The following is a 17,200-nucleotide window of genomic DNA, read 5'->3' as shown; positions in this document are numbered from 1 at the left end:
ATGTTAACCCCCTGGGGGAAATCAAAACGAAGGAAATAGAAAATTGATTTGAATTCAATAATATGATTGATATAAAAGTTCCAACAGTGGGGGAATCCATTACGGAGGTAACCCTGGTAAAATGGCTAAAACCAAACGGCAGTTATGTTCAGCGTGATGAAGTAATTGCAGAACTGGAAAGTGAAAAGGCAACATTTGAGTTGAATGCTGAGCAGGCTGGTGTACTGGTAACCAGGGCCGCCGAGGGTGATACCATCAGGATCGGAGATGTGGTGGCATCAATTGATGAAACAGCTGCCGCTCCTGCCAGTGCTGCAGCACCGGCAACGCCTTCAGTCGTTGTACCTGCCGCCGAAGTTGCGCCTGCTGTTGAAGCGAAAGCAACCGGGAAGGGTGTGATCGAAATGAAAGTGCCTGCTGTTGGGGAATCCATCACGGAAGTGACGCTGGTAAAATGGCTGAAAAAAGAAGGCGACCTGGTTCATCGTGATGATGTACTGTGTGAGCTCGAAAGCGAGAAAGCCACTTTTGAACTCAACGCTGAAGAATCCGGTCAGTTATTACCTGTTGCCAAGGAAGGTGATGTGCTGAAAATCGGCGATGTGGTAGCTACAATCAATTCCGATATTGCTGTGCCTGTTGCAGTTGCGAAAACTGCTGCTGCCCCTGCAGCCGCTGCAAAACCAGCTGAAGCGAATGCCCCGGTTACAAGTATTCCCAATGACCTGAAAGCAACTCCTGTTGCCGCCGCCATCATTGCTGATAAAAAATTGGACCCGAAATCCGTTACCGCCAGCGGAACCGGTGGAAAGATCCTGAAGAACGATGTGCTGGAAGCACTTAATAATCCCGGCCGTAAGCCTGGAGCTGATATGTTTACACGCAATGAGAAGCGTGAAAAGATGAGCAACCTGCGAAAGACCGTATCCCGCCGGCTGGTGGAAGCAAAAAACACCACTGCCATGCTGACCACTTTCAATGAAGTGGACATGGGACCGATCATGGCTATCCGCGCCAAATACAAGGATAAGTTCAAGGAAATTCATGGTGTGAACCTGGGCTTCATGAGCTTTTTTACCAAAGCGGTTACCTATGCATTGCAGGAATGGCCGGCGGTGAATGCCTATATTGATGGCGACAGCATCATCTACCACGATTACTGTGACATTTCCATAGCAGTATCTGCTCCAAAGGGACTGGTGGTGCCGGTTATCCGGAATGCCGAAAGCCTGAGTATGGCCGGTATTGAGCAAAAAGTAGTTGAACTTGCCACAAAGGCACGTAACAACAAACTCAGCATGGATGAAATGCAGGGCGGAACCTTTACCATTACCAATGGTGGTGTATTCGGCTCATTGCTGAGTACTCCGATTATCAATATCCCCCAATCTGCCATCCTGGGCATGCACAAGATCCAGGAACGTCCCATGGTTGAAAACGGTCAGGTTGTGGTTAAACAAATGATGTACCTGGCGCTGAGCTACGACCACCGGATCATTGACGGCAGGGAATCTGTTGGCTTCCTGGTTCGGGTAAAGGAATTGCTGGAAACACCGGAGCTTCTGCTTTTTGGTAAGGATCCGGTGAAGACCCTGCTTGAATTATAATGTTTGCCAAAGCACATTTACAGGCGGCCATTAAGCTGGTGACCGGTTACAAAGGTGAAATGCCTTTTGTGCACTACCTCAAACAGTATTTCTCAACGAATAAAAAACATGGCTCGCGCGATCGTAAACAGATCGCGCAGCTCTGTTATTGCTGGTTCAGGCTGGGACATTCGCTGAATAATGTGCCCGGCGAGGAACGGATGATCATTGCCCTGTTCCTTTGTTCGGAATGCCCCAATCCATTACTGGCCTCACTGCATCCCGAATGGAACGAATCCGCCGGTTTACCCGTGGAGGAAAAAATTTCACTGCTCCCACCTGATATTTTCAACTTTCCGCTTACAATATTTCCCTGGATCAGCCAGCTTAGCGAGGGAATTGATCCGCTGAAGTTCTCCTTCTCGCACCTGCAGCAACCCGACCTGTTCCTCAGGATCAGACCCGGTTATCGTGATGCCATCCTTCGTAAGCTGAATAAAATCGGTCAGGCCTATACGTTGGAAGGTGATTTGTGCCTTCGGCTTCCGAATGGATTTAAAGTGGAAGATCAATTCGTCCTGAACAGGGAAGTGGTGGTGCAGGACCTGAGTTCACAAAGGGTAGGGGACCTGATAGACCTGGTATCGCCCGGGTTACGTGCCATGGAGGATGCCAGGGTATGGGATTGCTGTGCCGCAAGCGGAGGCAAGACACTGCTGGCATTTGACAGGATGCCCGGACTTAATTTCACGGTTACGGACATACGTAATTCTATTTTACAGAACCTGTTCCAGCGGTTCAGGCAGGCAGGTATCTATTCCTATGATGGGTTTGTGGCCGATCTTTCAAAGGAGTCACTTTCAGAGATTGGTGAGTCGTTTTTAAATCTCCCATTGCAGAACCTCATCATTGCGGACGTTCCCTGTTCAGGTAGCGGCACCTGGAGCCGCACTCCTGAACAATTGTGTTTCTTCAAGGAATCAGCGGTTACAGATTACAGTGAGCTACAGAAAAAGATTATCAGCAACGCAGTCAGAAAACTTGCACCAGGTGGACATTTCCTTTACATTACCTGCTCTGTATTTCACGCGGAAAATGAAGCAAATGTTGAATTTCTTACCCGGCAACATGGCCTGAAGCTGATGGAATCGCGTATAATCAAAGGCTATACCCAGAAAGCCGATACGATGTTTGCCGCAATGCTTCATAACTAACCAGCCCGCAATAAATGGTGGACCACCATGCCGGATTTGTATATTTGACAACATTAAAACAGGTTCCAGTGAAAAGAATTCTTTCCATTTTTGCCCTCCTGCTGGTTGGGTTGTTTTCCCGTGGCGCAATAGTTGATACGGTAGATGCATACAGTCCCTCCATGAAAAAATCGATCAGGACAGTAATTGTTCGCCCCGGCAATTACAACGATTTAAAACAGCTCCCGGTTGTTTACCTGCTCCATGGGTACAGTGATAATTATTCTGGTTGGATCACAAAAGCCCCCATTTTAACAAAACTTGCTGACCAGTATGGGATGATGCTGGTTTGTCCGGATGGCGGCTTCAGCAGCTGGTACTGGGACAGTCCTGCAGATACTTCCTATAAATACGAAACATTTATTTCCTCCGAACTGGTGCAATGGATCGACTCCAGGTACAAAACGATTAAAGACAGGAAAGGTCGGGCGGTTACCGGCCTCAGTATGGGTGGGCACGGAGCGCTTTACCTGGCCATGCGTCACCAGGATATTTATGGAGCGGCGGGAAGCATGAGTGGCGGCGTTGACATCCGCCCCTTCCCCAATAACTGGGAAATGACCAAAAGACTTGGTGAGTATGCAGATCAACCTGCCCGGTGGGAGCAGCATACTGTAATAAATATGCTTCATTTACTCAATCCGAAATCACTGAAGCTGATCATCGATTGCGGTACGGGAGATTTTTTCTATGATGTAAATGAGAACCTTCACCGTCAGTTGTTGTACCGGAATATACCCCATGAATATGTAACACGCCCCGGGGTTCATAACTGGACTTACTGGCAGAACGCAGTGAAATACCAGTTACTGTTTATGAATGACTATTTCCAGGGAAACTGATCATCAGTTATGACTGATCATACGTAAACGGATTCCCCCGCCGGTTCTATTGCCATAAGGATGGGGAGGAACAGGGTTTCCGTTTGAGTTAACGGTCCGGGCCTGGAAATCCCAGTAATTGAAGTATTTATAAATAAGGCCGACATTTTTCGCATATACTTCAATGCTGTATACCCGGAAAGCATCCTGGTCAACGCTGAGGGGCTTTTCATCTACTACTCCCAGTCCTTCATCTGTCTGCAATATTGTTATTGTACTGTCAACCGGGGTATCAAAGGGTGTAAAGCTGGATCCGATCTGCTGGTAACTGTATTCCCATGCATCATAATGATCAAGGGGGCCTCCGGGGGTGGTATTGATATAGGTATTCCCTTTCCAGACTGTATTCTCATTAATGGGCAGGATCAGTTTCTGGAAACGCAGGTTGTTCTCCACAACTTCCACTACATTACGGGTAGGGGTGATCATGTAGGTATCAATGCTTTGCCAGTCGCTCTCACTGGTACTGTTCAAAGGACGCAGGTAGCGGAATACTCTCCAGCTGGGGCGCCCCATGTTATCCGTAATGGCAGCGTCCACCACATCTTTTGCCTGGTAACTGTTAGTAGTAAACGCAGTGTCGTTGAATGGCACTTTTACGATGGAGTCGAGCTGGTAGATAATGTACTTTCCGGGTTGCAGGTTGAAATAATCCTCCGGACTTTCCATTTCCGGGTTGGCCGATTCTTTTCCGCAGGAAAAAAGCAAGCCGGTTCCGAGAATGGTAAACAGAAGTCTGAGCGATTTTTTCATAGCGATGTAACGATTTTTAACCCTAATTATTGCATTATATAAGGTCAGTGAGCGGCCGCTGGATGATACCCCCGCCGATCACGTCATCTCCCTCGTAAAAAACTGCACTTTGTCCGGGTGCAATTCCTTTCACGTCATCAAAAAATTTCACCTGGATGCCGTTTTCATGCTGGTGCAAGGTAGATAAACTTCCTTTGTCTTTATAACGGATCCTGGTGGTGGCCTCCATGCCTTCGGAGATGCCATCGTATTTCATCCAGTTGATCTTGTTCACTACCATTTCGCTGCGGTTCAGGTCTTCTTCATCACCCAAAACCACCGTATTGGTTTCAGGGAAAATTCCGGTAACAAATACCGGGCGGCCGAGAGCAATGTCCAGGCCCTTGCGCTGACCAATGGTATAAAAAGGATAACCCTTGTGATGGCCAAGGAATTTCCCATCCTTATCAACGAAAACGCCACCGGCAACCCGCTCTTCGAGTCCTTCCACTTTCTTTTTCAGGAAGCCTCGGTAATCGTTATCCGGAACAAAACAGATTTCATAGCTCTCTGCTTTTTTGGCCAGTTCGGGATAGCCGAAATCATGTGCCATCTGCCGGATCTCGGTTTTACGGTATTTTCCCAGTGGCAATATGGTGCGGCTCAGCAGGTCCTGCTGTAATCCCCATAAAACATAACTCTGGTCCTTGGTTTCATCCAGTCCCTTGCTGATAAAATACCGGCCGTTGCTGTGTTGTGAAATGTTCCCGTAATGTCCTGTGGCGATGAATTCACAATCAAGCGCATCTGCCCTTTTTAGAAGTGCGCGCCATTTGATGTGGGTATTGCACATTACACAGGGATTGGGAGTGCGGCCGGCAAGGTACTCCTCCACAAAGTTCTCAATTACAAAATCGCCGAACTCTTCCCTGATATCCAGTATGAAATGCGGAAAGCCGTGCTGCACGGCAGCCATGCGTGCGTCATTGAATGAGTCGAGGTTACAGCATCCCGTTTCCTTCTTGCTGCTGCCGGATGTGGCATAATCCCATGTTTTCATGGTAATGCCAACCACTTCATATCCCTCCTGGTGCAACATCAAGGCTGTGACAGTGCTGTCGATTCCGCCACTCATAGCCACCAAAACTTTCCCTTTCCGGCTCATAGTGTAAAATTAAGTTTGCAAATATACGAAGAGTGGAGAAGGAGTGAGATCTAATGCTTGAGAAGGGGGAGTGGCAGAAGGTTATAAGAAAGATTAAATGGGTTCGTAAGTAACTGATAATGCATCTTTTATCCTGGATTAATTTACATTGTTAAGGTTTGTATGGGACTTACCTGCAGGTCCCTGTTAGTCAGGAGTGACATAACGCCTGGTTATGCAGATCAGGTAATTAAAGCGATTGCCCTGATCGGAAACTGTAAACGGGCGGGAGTAACCGGACTTTGCACCTTTTCTAAGTATATTTATTTCGAATACAAATCCACAAGACATGAGAAGGTTTTTTGTTCTGATTAGCAGCATGCTGCTGGGCCTGGGAGCAGGGGCACAGGAGTTAAGTTATTACCTGCCCTCCAATGTTACCTACGACCCCGCGGTCCCCACCCCGGAGCAGGTGATCGGGCACCATGTGGGTGAGTGGCATGTTACCCACGACAGATTGGTGAGTTATATGCGGGCCATCGCCGCAGCAGCCCCATCAAGGGTTACTATTCAGGAAACCGGTCGCACCTATGAATCGCGCCCGCAGCTCCTGTTGATTTTCACGAGCCAGGCAAACCATTCCCGCCTGGAGAATATCCGCCAGGAACATCTCAAACTCAGCGATCCTGCTTATGGCGGACCTGTTGATACCGATAAAATGCCGACGGTATTATGGCAGGGATTTTCGATCCATGGTAATGAACCCAGCGGGGCCAATGCTGCGCTGCTTGGTGCTTACTACCTGGCTGCCGCCCAGGGGCCCTCCGTTGACTCACTGCTGAATGAAGTGGTGGTATTATTCGACCCATCCTTCAATCCCGATGGCCTCAACCGATTTGCAACCTGGGCCAATATGCATAAAAGCCAGCACCTGGTAACAGATCCTGCTTCCAGGGAATTCAATGAAGTCTGGCCCGGAGGTCGTTACAACCATTACTGGTTTGACCTGAACCGCGACTGGCTGCCTGCCCAGCATCTGGAAAGCCGCAACAGGTTGAAGGTTTACCAGCAATGGCGACCCAATATCCTGACCGACCACCATGAAATGGGAAGTGATGCCACATTCTTTTTCCAGCCCGGGGAGCCCAGCAGGGTGAACCCACTGACGCCGGTGAAGAACCAGCAGCTGACACAGGCGGTTGCGGATTACCATGCAGCATACCTGAACAAGATCGGTTCCCTATACTATACCAAGGAAGGTTACGACGATTTTTATTATGGCAAGGGATCCACTTATCCGGATGCACAAGGCTGTATCGGTATTTTATTTGAACAGGCCTCTTCGCGTGGTCATGCGCAGGAAACCTCCAACGGGGTGCTCAGTTTTCCCTTTACCATTCGTAACCAGTTCACCACAGTATTATCCACACTGGCGGCTGCAAAGGGGCTCAGGAAAGAATTGCTGAATTACCAGCGGGATTTTTACCGCCAGATGGCAAAGGACGCCGCAGCGTCGCCGGTGAAAGGCTGGGTTTTTGGTGATCCTGATGATGAAAGCCGGAACCATATCTTCGTCGAAATGCTGCAAAGGCATGAGATAAAAGTGAAACGCCTGACTGCGCCCCTGGCTGTTGGCGGGCAGAACTTTGAGGCAGGCAAAGCTTTTGTGGTGCCTGTTAACCAACCGCAATACAAACTGATCCAGACATTCTTTGAAAAGACGCTTGAATACAGGGACAGTATTTTTTACGATATCACGGCATGGACCATGCCGCTGGCGATGGGATTGCCTTATTCGTCCCTGAATGCTGCCCAACTGGGCGCAGCCAGAACGGAAGTCATCAATACTGTTGCCAACAGTGGCGGAAAGATGATTGGTGGCAGCAGCAGTTATGCCTATGCTTTCGAATGGGCACCGCTGTATGCACCACGGATGCTGAACAAACTGTTACAGGAAGGCATTGCTGCGAAAGTGGTCTCAAATCCCTTTGTAACAAACGTCAACGGACAGCCGAAGAAGTTCGGTTACGGAACAATATTAATTCCGCTTCAGTTACAGAAAGAGGATGCCGGTGCGATGTATGAAAAATTGAAGGCACTGGCTGCTTCCAATAACGTTGATGTATATGCGATCTCCACTGGCATGTCGGTTGAAGGGTCTGATATTGGCAGCAGGTATATGTTACCGTTAACCAAACCATCTGTAGCGATGCTGGTAGGCGCAGGTGTCAGCGCTCTTGATGCCGGTGAAGTATGGCACCTGCTTGACCAGCGTTTTGAGATGCCGCCCAGCATGCTGGAAGCCGCGGTATTCAACCGGGTAAGCCTGAACAGGTACAGCACCATTGTGATGGTTTCGGGTAATTATGACGCTTTCAACAAAGAGAAACTGAGGGCCTGGGTGCAGGCCGGCGGCAACCTGGTGTTGATGGAGGATGCCATCTCCTGGGCGCAGCAGAACGGGTTGGTAAAACTGGCCATGAAGAAACTGAAGCCTGCGGTGGACAGCGGTAAAGCCTTGCCTTATGTCAGCCTCCCTTATATTGAACGTGCCCAGCAGCTTAGCGGCGCAATTGTAGGTGCCCGGATGGATCTTACCCATCCGCTATGTTATGGGTATTCGCAGCCAACCATCTCCCTGTTCAAACAAAACAGGGTATTCATGGAGAAGCCGGCCAATCCTTTTGCTGCCCCGGTTGGCTATGGCATCCAGCCCCTGCAGAGTGGTTATGTAACCAGTCAGAACCTTGATGGGTTGAAGGAATCGGCAGCCGTGGTGGTTCAGGCTGTTGGTGCCGGACGTGTTATTTCCATTGCTGAGAATCCCAATTTCAGGGCATACTGGCTGGGAGGGGCGAAACTCTTCCTGAATTCAATTTTCTTTGGTCGCCTTATTGATGCGGGATCAGCAAGGGCAGAAGAGTGATGGCCCGGTCAAAGGTTTGCAAAAGTTATCAACAACCGTTAAAGGACGGTTTTTTTGGGGGGATGGAGGATGTATCTTGCCTGACCAATTATTTTATTTACGTAGCTAAATTTTACAGTTATGATCAAGCTTCAGGTGATTGGCAACCTCGGAAGGGATTGCACAACCAACAATGTGAATGGCAGGACAGTGATGAATTTTACCGTAGCCCATACGGAAAGATATCGGGATGCACAGGGTAACCAGCAGGAGAGGACCATCTGGGTGGATTGCGCTTACTGGTCAGACCGCACGGCCGTGGCTCCCTACCTGAAAAAAGGTACCCAGGTGTACGTGGAAGGAACTCCTGAAGTAAGGACTTACGCCAAAAATGATGGCAGTACGGGAGCTTCTTTGTCGCTTCGGGTTCAAAGTGTGCAGTTGTTGGGGACCAAAACCGAAAACCAGGGCGGATCTTACGGCGCTTCTGCCGGTGCCCAGAATTATGGCGGCCAGGCTGCAGCGCAGCAGGGGTACGGAAATCAGCAGGGGGGCTTCAGCAATCAGCCTATATCTTCCACTTCGGTGATGGATGCTCCGGGTGATGATCTGCCCTTTTGATGGCATTCTCAGGTAAATCAATTCAGGCTCCCCTTCCGGGGAGCTTTTTTATTTCCGGCATGTCTTTGTTTCGTTTCTTTGCGGCATGTCTTCCACACAGTTTTCCTACCAACAATTAGCATCATTTTCCCGCCAGGTATTTCTAGCCATCGGCTGCCCGGAGGCAGATGCCGAAACCGCCACAAGAGTTTTGCTGAGCGCCGATTTAAGAGGGATTGATTCCCATGGCATTGCCCGTCTCAGCGGTTATATCAGGCTCTGGGAAGCGGGCAGGGTTAATGCGCGTCCGGATGTACAGGTCATACATGAAACACCCTCCACGGCAGTGGTGGATGGAGACCGGGGACTGGGACTGGTTGTGGCACCTTTTGCCATGCAGGTGGCCATCGATAAGGCCAGGCAGGTCGGAACCGGCTGGGTGAGTGTTCAAAACAGCAACCACTATGGAATTGCCGGCTGGCATGCCATGATGGCCCTGCAACATGATATGATTGGTATCAGTATGACCAATGCAAGCGCACTGGTCGCCCCCACATTTTCTACGGAACGCATGCTGGGAACCAATCCCATTGCGGTAGCCATCCCGGCCGGTACTGAGCCTGCCTTTGTGGCGGATATGGCAACCACCACCGCTGCCAACGGAAAACTGGAGATACTGCAGCGGAAAAAACAGGCAGCTCCTCCTGGCTGGATCCAGGATGCGGATGGCCATCCCACTACTGATGCCCACGCCCTTAAAAGCGGCGGTGCACTCCTTCCCCTGGGAGGCGACCGGGAGCATGGAAGCCATAAGGGATACGCTTTGGGAGCCATAGTTGATATCCTGTCCGGTGTATTGAGTGGAGCCAGTTTCGGCCCCTGGGTGCCCCCTTTTCCCGCCTATGTACCCATGCCGACCTATATGCCCGGAAAAGGGATAGGCCATTTTTTCGGCGCCATGCGCATCGATGCTTTCCGCCCTGCAGAAGACTTTAAATCAAATATGGATCAATGGATCAGGCGATTTAAATCAGCCAGGCCCGCAGCGGGGGAAGAAAAAGTGCTGGTTCCGGGAGATCCTGAAAGGGAACTGGAAGCAGAACGGATGCAGCAGGGCATTCCCCTGTTACAGCCAGTTGTAGAAGATCTCCAAACTTTATCGCAAAGGTTTTCGATTCCACTAATAATCTCGTAAATTTGCAGCCGTTTTGCTTGCGGGTTGGAATATTTGTTGAATATTATTTAAACTAAAATGCTGGTTCCGGTAATTACGGAACCGTAAAAAATCAAGTCGGATGAAAGTAATGAAGTTTGGTGGTACATCCGTTGGAAAACCGGAGCGGATGCACCAGGTAGCTCAGCTGATCACAAAGGACCAGGAGCCCAAGATTGTTGTTTTAAGTGCCCTTAGCGGTACCACCAATACTTTGGTGGCTATTGGTGAAGCACTGCTTAAAAGCGATAAAACGGGAGCCAAACAGGTTGTTGATAATCTTGAGGCGCATTATAAAAACTTCATTCTGGAATTGCTGAAAAAAGAAGAAACCAGGCAGAAAGCTTTCGCCACCATCGCTGAGCATTTTGAATTCCTGAATATCATCACCAAAATATCCTTCAATGAGGCCCTGAATAAGGATATCCTTGCCCAGGGCGAATTGATGAGTACCAAACTGTTTTCCATTTACCTGGAAGAGCAGGGTATTAAACATGAACTGTTGCCGGCACTTGAGTTCATGACCATTGATGCCAATGACGAACCACAACTTGGTGTTATCCGCCAGAAGCTCAGTGCGTTACTTGAACAGCATAATGGTACCGACCTTTTTATTACCCAGGGATATATCTGCCGCAATGCCCGCGGCGAAGTGGACAATCTGAAAAGGGGCGGAAGCGATTATACTGCATCCCTGGTTGCTGCAGCGGTGCATGGAACTGTTTGTGAAATCTGGACCGATATCGACGGTATGCACAACAATGATCCGAGAGTAGTGAAGAAAACCCTGCCAATAGAGCAGCTCAGCTTTGAAGAAGCTGCTGAACTGGCCTATTTCGGTGCCAAGATCCTGCATCCCACCTGTATATGGCCTGCACAACAGGAGAAGGTGCCCGTAAAACTGCTCAATACCATGCAGCCGGAGGCCGCGGGTACTACCATTACACAGCAGGCCGGTTCTGTGGGGGTGAAAGCTATTGCTGCCAAAGATGGTATCATCGCCATCAATATCAAGAGCAGCCGGATGTTGCTTGCCTACGGGTTCCTCCGCAAGATTTTTGAAGTGTTTGAAAAATACCGCACACCAATCGACATGATCACAACTTCGGAAGTAGCGGTTTCAGTAACCATCGACAGCTCTGCTTTCCTGAAGGAGATCGTAAAGGAACTGGAGCCTTTCGGAACGGTGGAGGTCGACCATGACCAGACGATTGTTTCCATTGTGGGTAACGAGATCGCGGAAACGAAGGACATCCTCAGCAGGCTGTTTGACTGCCTGAAGCCTGTTCCGGTGCGAATGGTAAGTTATGGCGGCAGCCGTCACAACGTATCCCTGCTGATACCCTCTTCCCATAAACTTGAAACCCTCCAGCTCCTGAATAAGGGATTATTCGGGCTGGATTAAAGCCTCCGCGTCTGACGTGCGTCTGACGTACGTCAGACGCACGTCAGACGCCTAATTCTTTTTCAGGATCAGATCCAGGTTGAACATCCATTGTTTCAGGTATTTCATCCATTCCACATCACTGGTGGAATTTTTCATGCCGAATCCATGTCCGCCGCGGTCATACAGGTAAATATCGTGCTTCACCCTGTTTTTTTCCAGGGCGGCAGCAAAGACTAAACTATTCTCGACTTTTACAGCTCTGTCATCCTTGGCATGGACCAAAAATGCAGGCGGTGTCTTTTTGGTGACCTGGGTTTCAAGGGAATAAAATTTCACTTTATCGGCAGCGGCCTCCTTCCCCAGGAGCTCTTCCCGGCTTCCCTTATGCGTTAATTCTTCTGTGAAACTTATCACAGGGTAAACCAGGATGGCAAAATCCGGTCGTAACGATGTTTTGAGCGGATTGGCGATCATCGCCCGGTCGAAATGTACCGTCGCAGACCCTGCCAGGTGGCCTCCTGCACTGAATCCCATAATGCCTATCTGCCGCGGATTTAACTGCCATAATTTTGCTTTTTCGCGCACAATCTGGATGGCCCTTTGTGCATCCTGCAAGGGACCAATGGTCCTGTCCTCCATTATTTCGTCTGAGGGTAACCGGTATTTAAGTACAAAGGCAGTTACTCCCCATTCGGTAAATTGTTTTGCCACATCAGCGCCTTCATGACCGGCTGCCAGGATGCGGTATCCGCCGCCTGGACAAATGATCACAGCGGTTCCGTTGGCCTTATCCGCCGCCGGCAGGTATATTGTGAGCGTGGGAACTGAGACATCGGATATGCGAAGGATACCATCAGTACCGGTTTCAGCCTTTTCGGCTATGGTGGATGACCTGCTGTTGGGTATGGAGTCCTGGGGATAGAGCGGAATGATTTCCTGTGATCGGGCATTCATGGTGAATAAGGCGATTGCTGCTGCCAGTAAGTTTTTTTTCATGTTACTAGATCAGTTGTTAGTTCCATGAAAATAAGATTTCATCCTAAAGTGAAATCATAAAAAAATGCCTGGCAACGCTTGTCTGCTGCCAGGCATTTGAATATTCAGTTCAAATATTTAGATCACCAGCATGGCATCGCCATAGCTGAAGAAGCGGTATTTGTCCTTAATGGCTTTTTTGTAAGCTTCCATTGCCAGGTCGTAACCTGCAAATGCACAGGTCATGATCAGCAGGCTGGTCTTGGGAAGATGGAAGTTTGTTACCAGTGAATCCGCAATTGAAAACTCGTAAGGGGGATGGATAAAGTGGTTGGTCCAGCCTTCGGAAGGCTTCAGCAACTTTTCAGCAGTGAAGGATGATTCAATTGCCCTCATGGTAGTGGTGCCAATGGAGCATATCCTGTGGCCGGTCGTTTTTGCCTTATTAACGATCTGGCAGGCAGAATCTTCTATGCGGTAGTATTCAGCATCCATTTTATGTTTACTGAGATCTTCCACTTCAATGGGGCGGAAAGTGCCAAGGCCGGTGTGAAGCGTGATTTCAGCAAAACGGATACCCTTGATCTCAAGACGTTTGATCAGTTCGCGGCTGAAATGCAGTCCTGCAGTAGGGGCAGCAACTGCACCTTCGTGTTTCGCATATACGGTCTGGTAACGCTCTTTGTCTTCTTCGTCGGGTTTGCGTTTGATGTATTTGGGAAGGGGTGTTTCGCCAAGGAATTCGAGCATCTGGCGGAACTCTTCGTCTGTGCCATCCCACAGGAAACGAATGGTACGACCGCGGCTGGTGGTGTTGTCAATAACTTCAGCAACCAGTTCGTCGTTTTCCCCGAAGTAAAGTTTATTGCCTACGCGGATCTTACGGGCAGGATCAACGATCACATCCCAGAGACGGTTGGGCTTGTTCAATTCACGGAGCAGGAAAACTTCGATCTTGGCACCGGTTTTTTCTTTACGGCCATACATCCGGGCCGGGAATACTTTGGTGTTATTCACTACAAAAACATCTTTGTCATCAAAGTACTCGAGGATGTCGCGGAAATTTTTGTTTTCAATATTGCCGGTCTTACGATGAACAACCATCATACGGCTGTCTTCTCTTTTTTTCGCAGGGTTCTGGGCAATAAGGTTGAGGGGGAGGTCAAACCTGAACTGTGATAGCTTCATGTATTAAATGGTTTTTACAACCATCAGCCACACGACACAAACCAGGGGACGATAATGTCTTGTTTGGGTGTCTTTACAGCCCGGTCTTACGGCACCGGGTTTGTTATCATGTTACGGCATGATGTTAAACGGTCGCAAAGGTAACGAAAAAGATTGAAGTTCGCGGATGGAAGTTTGCGGGTGGCTTCAGGCCGTTCTAAATCTGCCCCGGAATTGCATCCAGGAGCCGCTTTGTATAGTCCGATTGGGGATTGCGGAACACATCTTCCGCAGGCCCGATTTCCTCCATTTTCCCTTTGTTCATGACCAGGATGCGATCACTGATGTATTTAACCACACCTAAGTCATGGGAAATGAACAGGGCCGTAAAGCCAAATTCAGCCTTCAGATCATTGATCAGGTTCAGCACCTGTGCCTGAACGCTGACGTCCAGGGCACTTACACTTTCATCAAAAACGATAAAACCCGGGTTCAGGGCCAATGCCCTGGCAATACCGATCCGTTGCCTCTGCCCACCACTGAACGCATGTGGGTGCCTGTGATAATGATCGGCCTGCATATTTACCTTTTCAAGCAGTTCAATGACCTTTTCTTTCCGCTGCGATGGGTTATCCAGTAGGCCATGAACGGTCATTGCCTCCCGGATTGCCTCCCCCACACTGATCCTTGGGTTCAGGGAGCCATAAGGATCCTGGAACACCAGCTGGATATCCTTCCTGAGCCGGTTCATTTGTTCCCTGTTTTGTTTGGCCAGGTCATCACCTTTGTACAAAATACTTCCCCCCGTAATGGGCACCAGGCGAAGTATGGCCCTCCCCAGCGTGGTTTTACCACAGCCGGATTCACCGACTATACCCAGGGTTTCACTTTCCAGGAGGTCAAAACTGATACCATCCACCGCCTTGAAATGGCTTCGGGCCTTTCCAAGCAGGTTTTTTTGGACGGGATACCATACTTTCAGGTCGTTCACCCTGAGCAAGGCTGTATCACCTTGCTGTGTAGCTTTACCGTCAACTGGTAATTTATTCGCAGAGACTGTTTTCCTGCCGTGGGATTTTTCAGCTCCTGAAACTGCCCAGCCGGTTGAATCCTGCAGGGAAGGCTTATCAGTTTCCCCTTTATCCGCAGCTTTCAAAAAGTCGCTCACCACCGGCAGGCGCACCCCTTTAGGATATAAGATCGGCCGGCAGGCCAGCAATGCTTTCGTATAAGGGTGAACGGGGTTTCTGAATAATTCCCGGGTATTGTTCTGTTCAACTATTTCCCCCTTATACATTACCACGACTTTATCAGCAATATCCTGCACAAGGCCAAGGTCATGGGTTATGAAGATCATGCCCATATTCCTTTGTGCCTGGAGGTTAGCCAGCAGTTCCACTACACTTTTTTGTACGGTAACATCCAATGCAGTGGTTGGCTCGTCTGCAATCAATAAGGAAGGATTGCAACTGATGGCCATGGCGATCATCACCCGCTGTTTTTGCCCCCCGCTTAATTCATGCGGATATTTTTTCAGCATTCCTGCCGGGTCGGGCAACTGTACCTTATTGAATAAATCGAGGGTTGCTTCACGGGCAATGGCAGCATTACATTTTCTGTGTAGCCGGATGGTTTCCATCACCTGGCTGCCGCAGGTAAAGACCGGGTTGAGTGAGGTCATTGGCTCCTGGAAGATCATGGCTATTTCACTGCCCCGGATATGTTGAAGCTGAGCGTTATTTGTCTGTAGCAAGTCAATTTGACTGGAACCATCCGGGCAGAACAACAGGTTCCCTTCCGGATAACTGGTTTGTTCCTTTGGTAGCAACTGTAAAACTGATAAAGCGGTTACTGATTTGCCCGACCCCGATTCACCCACAACCGCCACCACCTCGCCGGGATTCACATCGTAAGAAACCTTTTTTACAGCAAGGTTTTTATTATTGCCTGATCCGAAGGCAACAGAAAGGTTCTGTATTGATAATAATGGATAGCTCAATGAATTGTACTGGTTGGTTTTTTTCCTGCAAGCCCCGTCCTCACCCCTCATATTTAAAACCTCAGGTGCCTTACCGTATGGCCATCATTGATCAGTTGTTTCAGTGAATCGATGCCGATACGGATATGTCTTTCAACAAATTCTCCGGTCACTTTTTTATCGCTCTCCTCTGTTTTAACACCTTCGGGTATCATGGGCGAATCGCTCACCAGCAGGAGGGCGCCGGTTGGTATTTTATTGTAAAATCCGACTGAAAAAATCGTAGCAGTTTCCATATCGATGGCGTAGGCCCTTACTTTTTGCAGATATTCCTTAAAGACTTCATCGTGCTCCCAGACCCGCCTGTTGGTGGTGTAAACTGTACCGGTCCAGTAATCAACACTATAGTCCCGAATGGTTGTTGAAACAGCTTTCTGGAGCGCAAATGCAGGCAGGGCAGGAACTTCAGGAGGAAAGTAATCATTTGAGGTTCCTTCACCCCGTATCGCTGCGATTGGCAGGATCAGGTCACCCACCTTATTTCTTTTTTTCAATCCCCCGCATTTACCAAGAAATAAAACAGCCTTTGGCTCGATGGCTGTCAGGAGGTCCATTATGGTTGCTGCAGTGGGACTACCCATTCCAAAATTAATGATGGTGATATCTCCTGCAGTGGCACACTGCATTGGTTTTCCCGCGCCGATAATTTCCACCTTATTCCATTCTGCGAACCATTCCACATAGTTGCTGAAATTTGTAAGCAGGATGTATTTTCCAAACTGCTCAAGTTGTTGCCCGGTGTAACGGGGCAGCCAGTTCTGTACGATCTCTTCTTTGGTTTTCATCCCTGCGGTATTATGTTGAGTACAAAAAAGTGAATTTTGGCAATATACGATTTTCGAATCATAGCTTTGGCAAATGTTATCGCTTCAATACCCTGACTATGCATTCCGTTCGCGGGAAGTGGAAGGCAAACGCCAGATATTTGATATTCACCGAAAACGGTGGATCGTACTTACTCCGGAAGAGTGGGTGCGGCAGAATTTTTTGCAGTACCTGCTGCAGGTAAAAAACTATCCTTCTACACTGATCGCTGTTGAAAAAGAAATGAAGCTTGGCGAACTCTCCAGGCGTTTTGATATCCTCGTCTACGACAGAAATCACCAACCCTGGCTGATGGTGGAATGCAAGTCGATGGAAGTTCCTTTAAATGATGATGTATTGCATCAGTTGTTAAGATATAATATTTCCATTCCTGTTACCTACCTGGTGATAACCAATGGTACAGGGACTTTTGTGTTTGAAAGGAAGGAGGGGAAACTTGAAAGAATGACCGGTTTACCTGATTGGGAATGAGAGGTGAACCGGGTGGAGGAAGG

The 17,200-nt window shown here is 48.8% G+C and carries 14 protein-coding genes; 8 read left to right on the top strand and 6 right to left on the bottom strand.

Annotated elements, in window-relative coordinates; genetic code table 11:
* Positions 1–62 precede the first annotated feature (62 nt).
* The 3 genes from odhB (at position 63) to BC349_RS04540 (ending at position 3,681) form a co-directional block, all read left to right on the top strand.
* On the top strand, positions 63–1,607 hold the full coding sequence (gene odhB / locus BC349_RS04550; protein WP_187255541.1) for a 2-oxoglutarate dehydrogenase complex dihydrolipoyllysine-residue succinyltransferase: 1,545 nt from the start codon (positions 63–65) through the stop codon (positions 1,605–1,607).
* On the top strand, positions 1,607–2,800 hold the full coding sequence (locus tag BC349_RS04545) for an RsmB/NOP family class I SAM-dependent RNA methyltransferase (RefSeq protein ID WP_187255540.1): 1,194 nt from the start codon (positions 1,607–1,609) through the stop codon (positions 2,798–2,800). Before odhB ends, BC349_RS04545 begins: the two co-directional genes overlap by 1 nt.
* Positions 2,801–2,868: 68 nt before the next feature.
* Positions 2,869–3,681, top strand: coding sequence for an alpha/beta hydrolase (locus BC349_RS04540; protein ID WP_343063627.1), 813 nt, complete (start codon positions 2,869–2,871; stop codon positions 3,679–3,681).
* 3 nt (positions 3,682–3,684) lie between these two features.
* Here the strand turns inward: BC349_RS04540 and BC349_RS04535 are convergent, their stop codons facing one another.
* On the bottom strand, positions 3,685–4,473 hold the full coding sequence (locus tag BC349_RS04535) for a hypothetical protein (RefSeq protein WP_187255538.1): 789 nt from the start codon (positions 4,471–4,473) through the stop codon (positions 3,685–3,687).
* A gap of 34 nt (positions 4,474–4,507) precedes the next feature.
* Positions 4,508–5,617: a tRNA 2-thiouridine(34) synthase MnmA gene (gene mnmA / locus BC349_RS04530; RefSeq protein ID WP_187255537.1), complete on the bottom strand. Its 1,110-nt coding sequence runs from the start codon at positions 5,615–5,617 to the stop codon at positions 4,508–4,510.
* A gap of 328 nt (positions 5,618–5,945) precedes the next feature.
* Between mnmA and BC349_RS04525 the strand changes: the two genes are divergently transcribed.
* From BC349_RS04525 to BC349_RS04510, 4 genes are all read left to right on the top strand, one after another.
* Positions 5,946–8,522 carry a M14 metallopeptidase family protein gene (locus BC349_RS04525; RefSeq protein ID WP_187255536.1) on the top strand — a complete coding sequence of 859 codons (2,577 nt, stop codon included), beginning with the start codon at positions 5,946–5,948 and terminating at the stop codon, positions 8,520–8,522.
* 120 nt (positions 8,523–8,642) lie between these two features.
* The gene (locus tag BC349_RS04520; protein WP_187255535.1) at positions 8,643–9,122 is read left to right on the top strand and encodes a single-stranded DNA-binding protein; all 480 of its coding nucleotides are present in this window, start codon (positions 8,643–8,645) and stop codon (positions 9,120–9,122) included.
* 85 nt (positions 9,123–9,207) lie between these two features.
* Positions 9,208–10,296 carry an Ldh family oxidoreductase gene (locus BC349_RS04515; RefSeq protein ID WP_187255534.1) on the top strand — a complete coding sequence of 363 codons (1,089 nt, stop codon included), beginning with the start codon at positions 9,208–9,210 and terminating at the stop codon, positions 10,294–10,296.
* A 100-nt stretch (positions 10,297–10,396) separates the two neighbouring features.
* On the top strand, positions 10,397–11,719 hold the full coding sequence (locus BC349_RS04510; RefSeq protein ID WP_187255533.1) for an aspartate kinase: 1,323 nt from the start codon (positions 10,397–10,399) through the stop codon (positions 11,717–11,719).
* 51 nt (positions 11,720–11,770) lie between these two features.
* Here the strand turns inward: BC349_RS04510 and BC349_RS04505 are convergent, their stop codons facing one another.
* From BC349_RS04505 to BC349_RS04490, 4 genes are all read right to left on the bottom strand, one after another.
* Positions 11,771–12,697 carry an alpha/beta hydrolase gene (locus BC349_RS04505; protein WP_187255532.1) on the bottom strand — a complete coding sequence of 309 codons (927 nt, stop codon included), beginning with the start codon at positions 12,695–12,697 and terminating at the stop codon, positions 11,771–11,773.
* A 117-nt stretch (positions 12,698–12,814) separates the two neighbouring features.
* Positions 12,815–13,864 (bottom strand): tRNA preQ1(34) S-adenosylmethionine ribosyltransferase-isomerase QueA, encoded by a 1,050-nt coding sequence (gene queA / locus BC349_RS04500; RefSeq protein WP_187255531.1) that lies wholly within the window; start codon positions 13,862–13,864, stop codon positions 12,815–12,817.
* 196 nt (positions 13,865–14,060) lie between these two features.
* A complete protein-coding gene (locus tag BC349_RS04495; RefSeq protein ID WP_222840066.1) occupies positions 14,061–15,842 on the bottom strand; it encodes an ABC transporter ATP-binding protein in 1,782 nt (593 codons plus the stop codon).
* Between the two features lie 53 nt (positions 15,843–15,895).
* Positions 15,896–16,666: an AMP nucleosidase gene (locus tag BC349_RS04490; RefSeq protein WP_187255529.1), complete on the bottom strand. Its 771-nt coding sequence runs from the start codon at positions 16,664–16,666 to the stop codon at positions 15,896–15,898.
* Between the two features lie 73 nt (positions 16,667–16,739).
* Here BC349_RS04490 and BC349_RS04485 point away from each other — a divergent pair, with 73 nt between their 5' ends.
* Complete coding sequence (locus BC349_RS04485) at positions 16,740–17,177, top strand: type I restriction enzyme HsdR N-terminal domain-containing protein (protein ID WP_187255528.1); 438 nt, start codon at positions 16,740–16,742, stop codon at positions 17,175–17,177.
* Positions 17,178–17,200: the final 23 nt, after the last annotated feature.

This window comes from Flavihumibacter stibioxidans (assembly GCF_014332695.1).
Classification (GTDB): Bacteria; Bacteroidota; Bacteroidia; order Chitinophagales; family Chitinophagaceae; genus Flavihumibacter; species Flavihumibacter stibioxidans.
The sequence above is the reverse complement of the archived record's forward strand: the minus strand, read 5'-3'. Positions and strand labels throughout refer to the sequence as shown.

Coding starts and splice junctions, on each gene's coding strand:
- odhB (WP_187255541.1), top strand. CDS start 63: ATGATTGATATAAAAGTTCCAACAGTGGGGGAATCCATTACGGAGGTA.
- BC349_RS04545 (WP_187255540.1), top strand. CDS start 1,607: ATGTTTGCCAAAGCACATTTACAGGCGGCCATTAAGCTGGTGACCGGT.
- BC349_RS04535 (WP_187255538.1), bottom strand. CDS start 4,473: ATGAAAAAATCGCTCAGACTTCTGTTTACCATTCTCGGAACCGGCTTG.
- mnmA (WP_187255537.1), bottom strand. CDS start 5,617: ATGAGCCGGAAAGGGAAAGTTTTGGTGGCTATGAGTGGCGGAATCGAC.
- BC349_RS04525 (WP_187255536.1), top strand. CDS start 5,946: ATGAGAAGGTTTTTTGTTCTGATTAGCAGCATGCTGCTGGGCCTGGGA.
- BC349_RS04520 (WP_187255535.1), top strand. CDS start 8,643: ATGATCAAGCTTCAGGTGATTGGCAACCTCGGAAGGGATTGCACAACC.
- BC349_RS04515 (WP_187255534.1), top strand. CDS start 9,208: ATGTCTTCCACACAGTTTTCCTACCAACAATTAGCATCATTTTCCCGC.
- BC349_RS04510 (WP_187255533.1), top strand. CDS start 10,397: ATGAAAGTAATGAAGTTTGGTGGTACATCCGTTGGAAAACCGGAGCGG.
- BC349_RS04505 (WP_187255532.1), bottom strand. CDS start 12,697: ATGAAAAAAAACTTACTGGCAGCAGCAATCGCCTTATTCACCATGAAT.
- queA (WP_187255531.1), bottom strand. CDS start 13,864: ATGAAGCTATCACAGTTCAGGTTTGACCTCCCCCTCAACCTTATTGCC.
- BC349_RS04490 (WP_187255529.1), bottom strand. CDS start 16,666: ATGAAAACCAAAGAAGAGATCGTACAGAACTGGCTGCCCCGTTACACC.
- BC349_RS04485 (WP_187255528.1), top strand. CDS start 16,740: ATGTTATCGCTTCAATACCCTGACTATGCATTCCGTTCGCGGGAAGTG.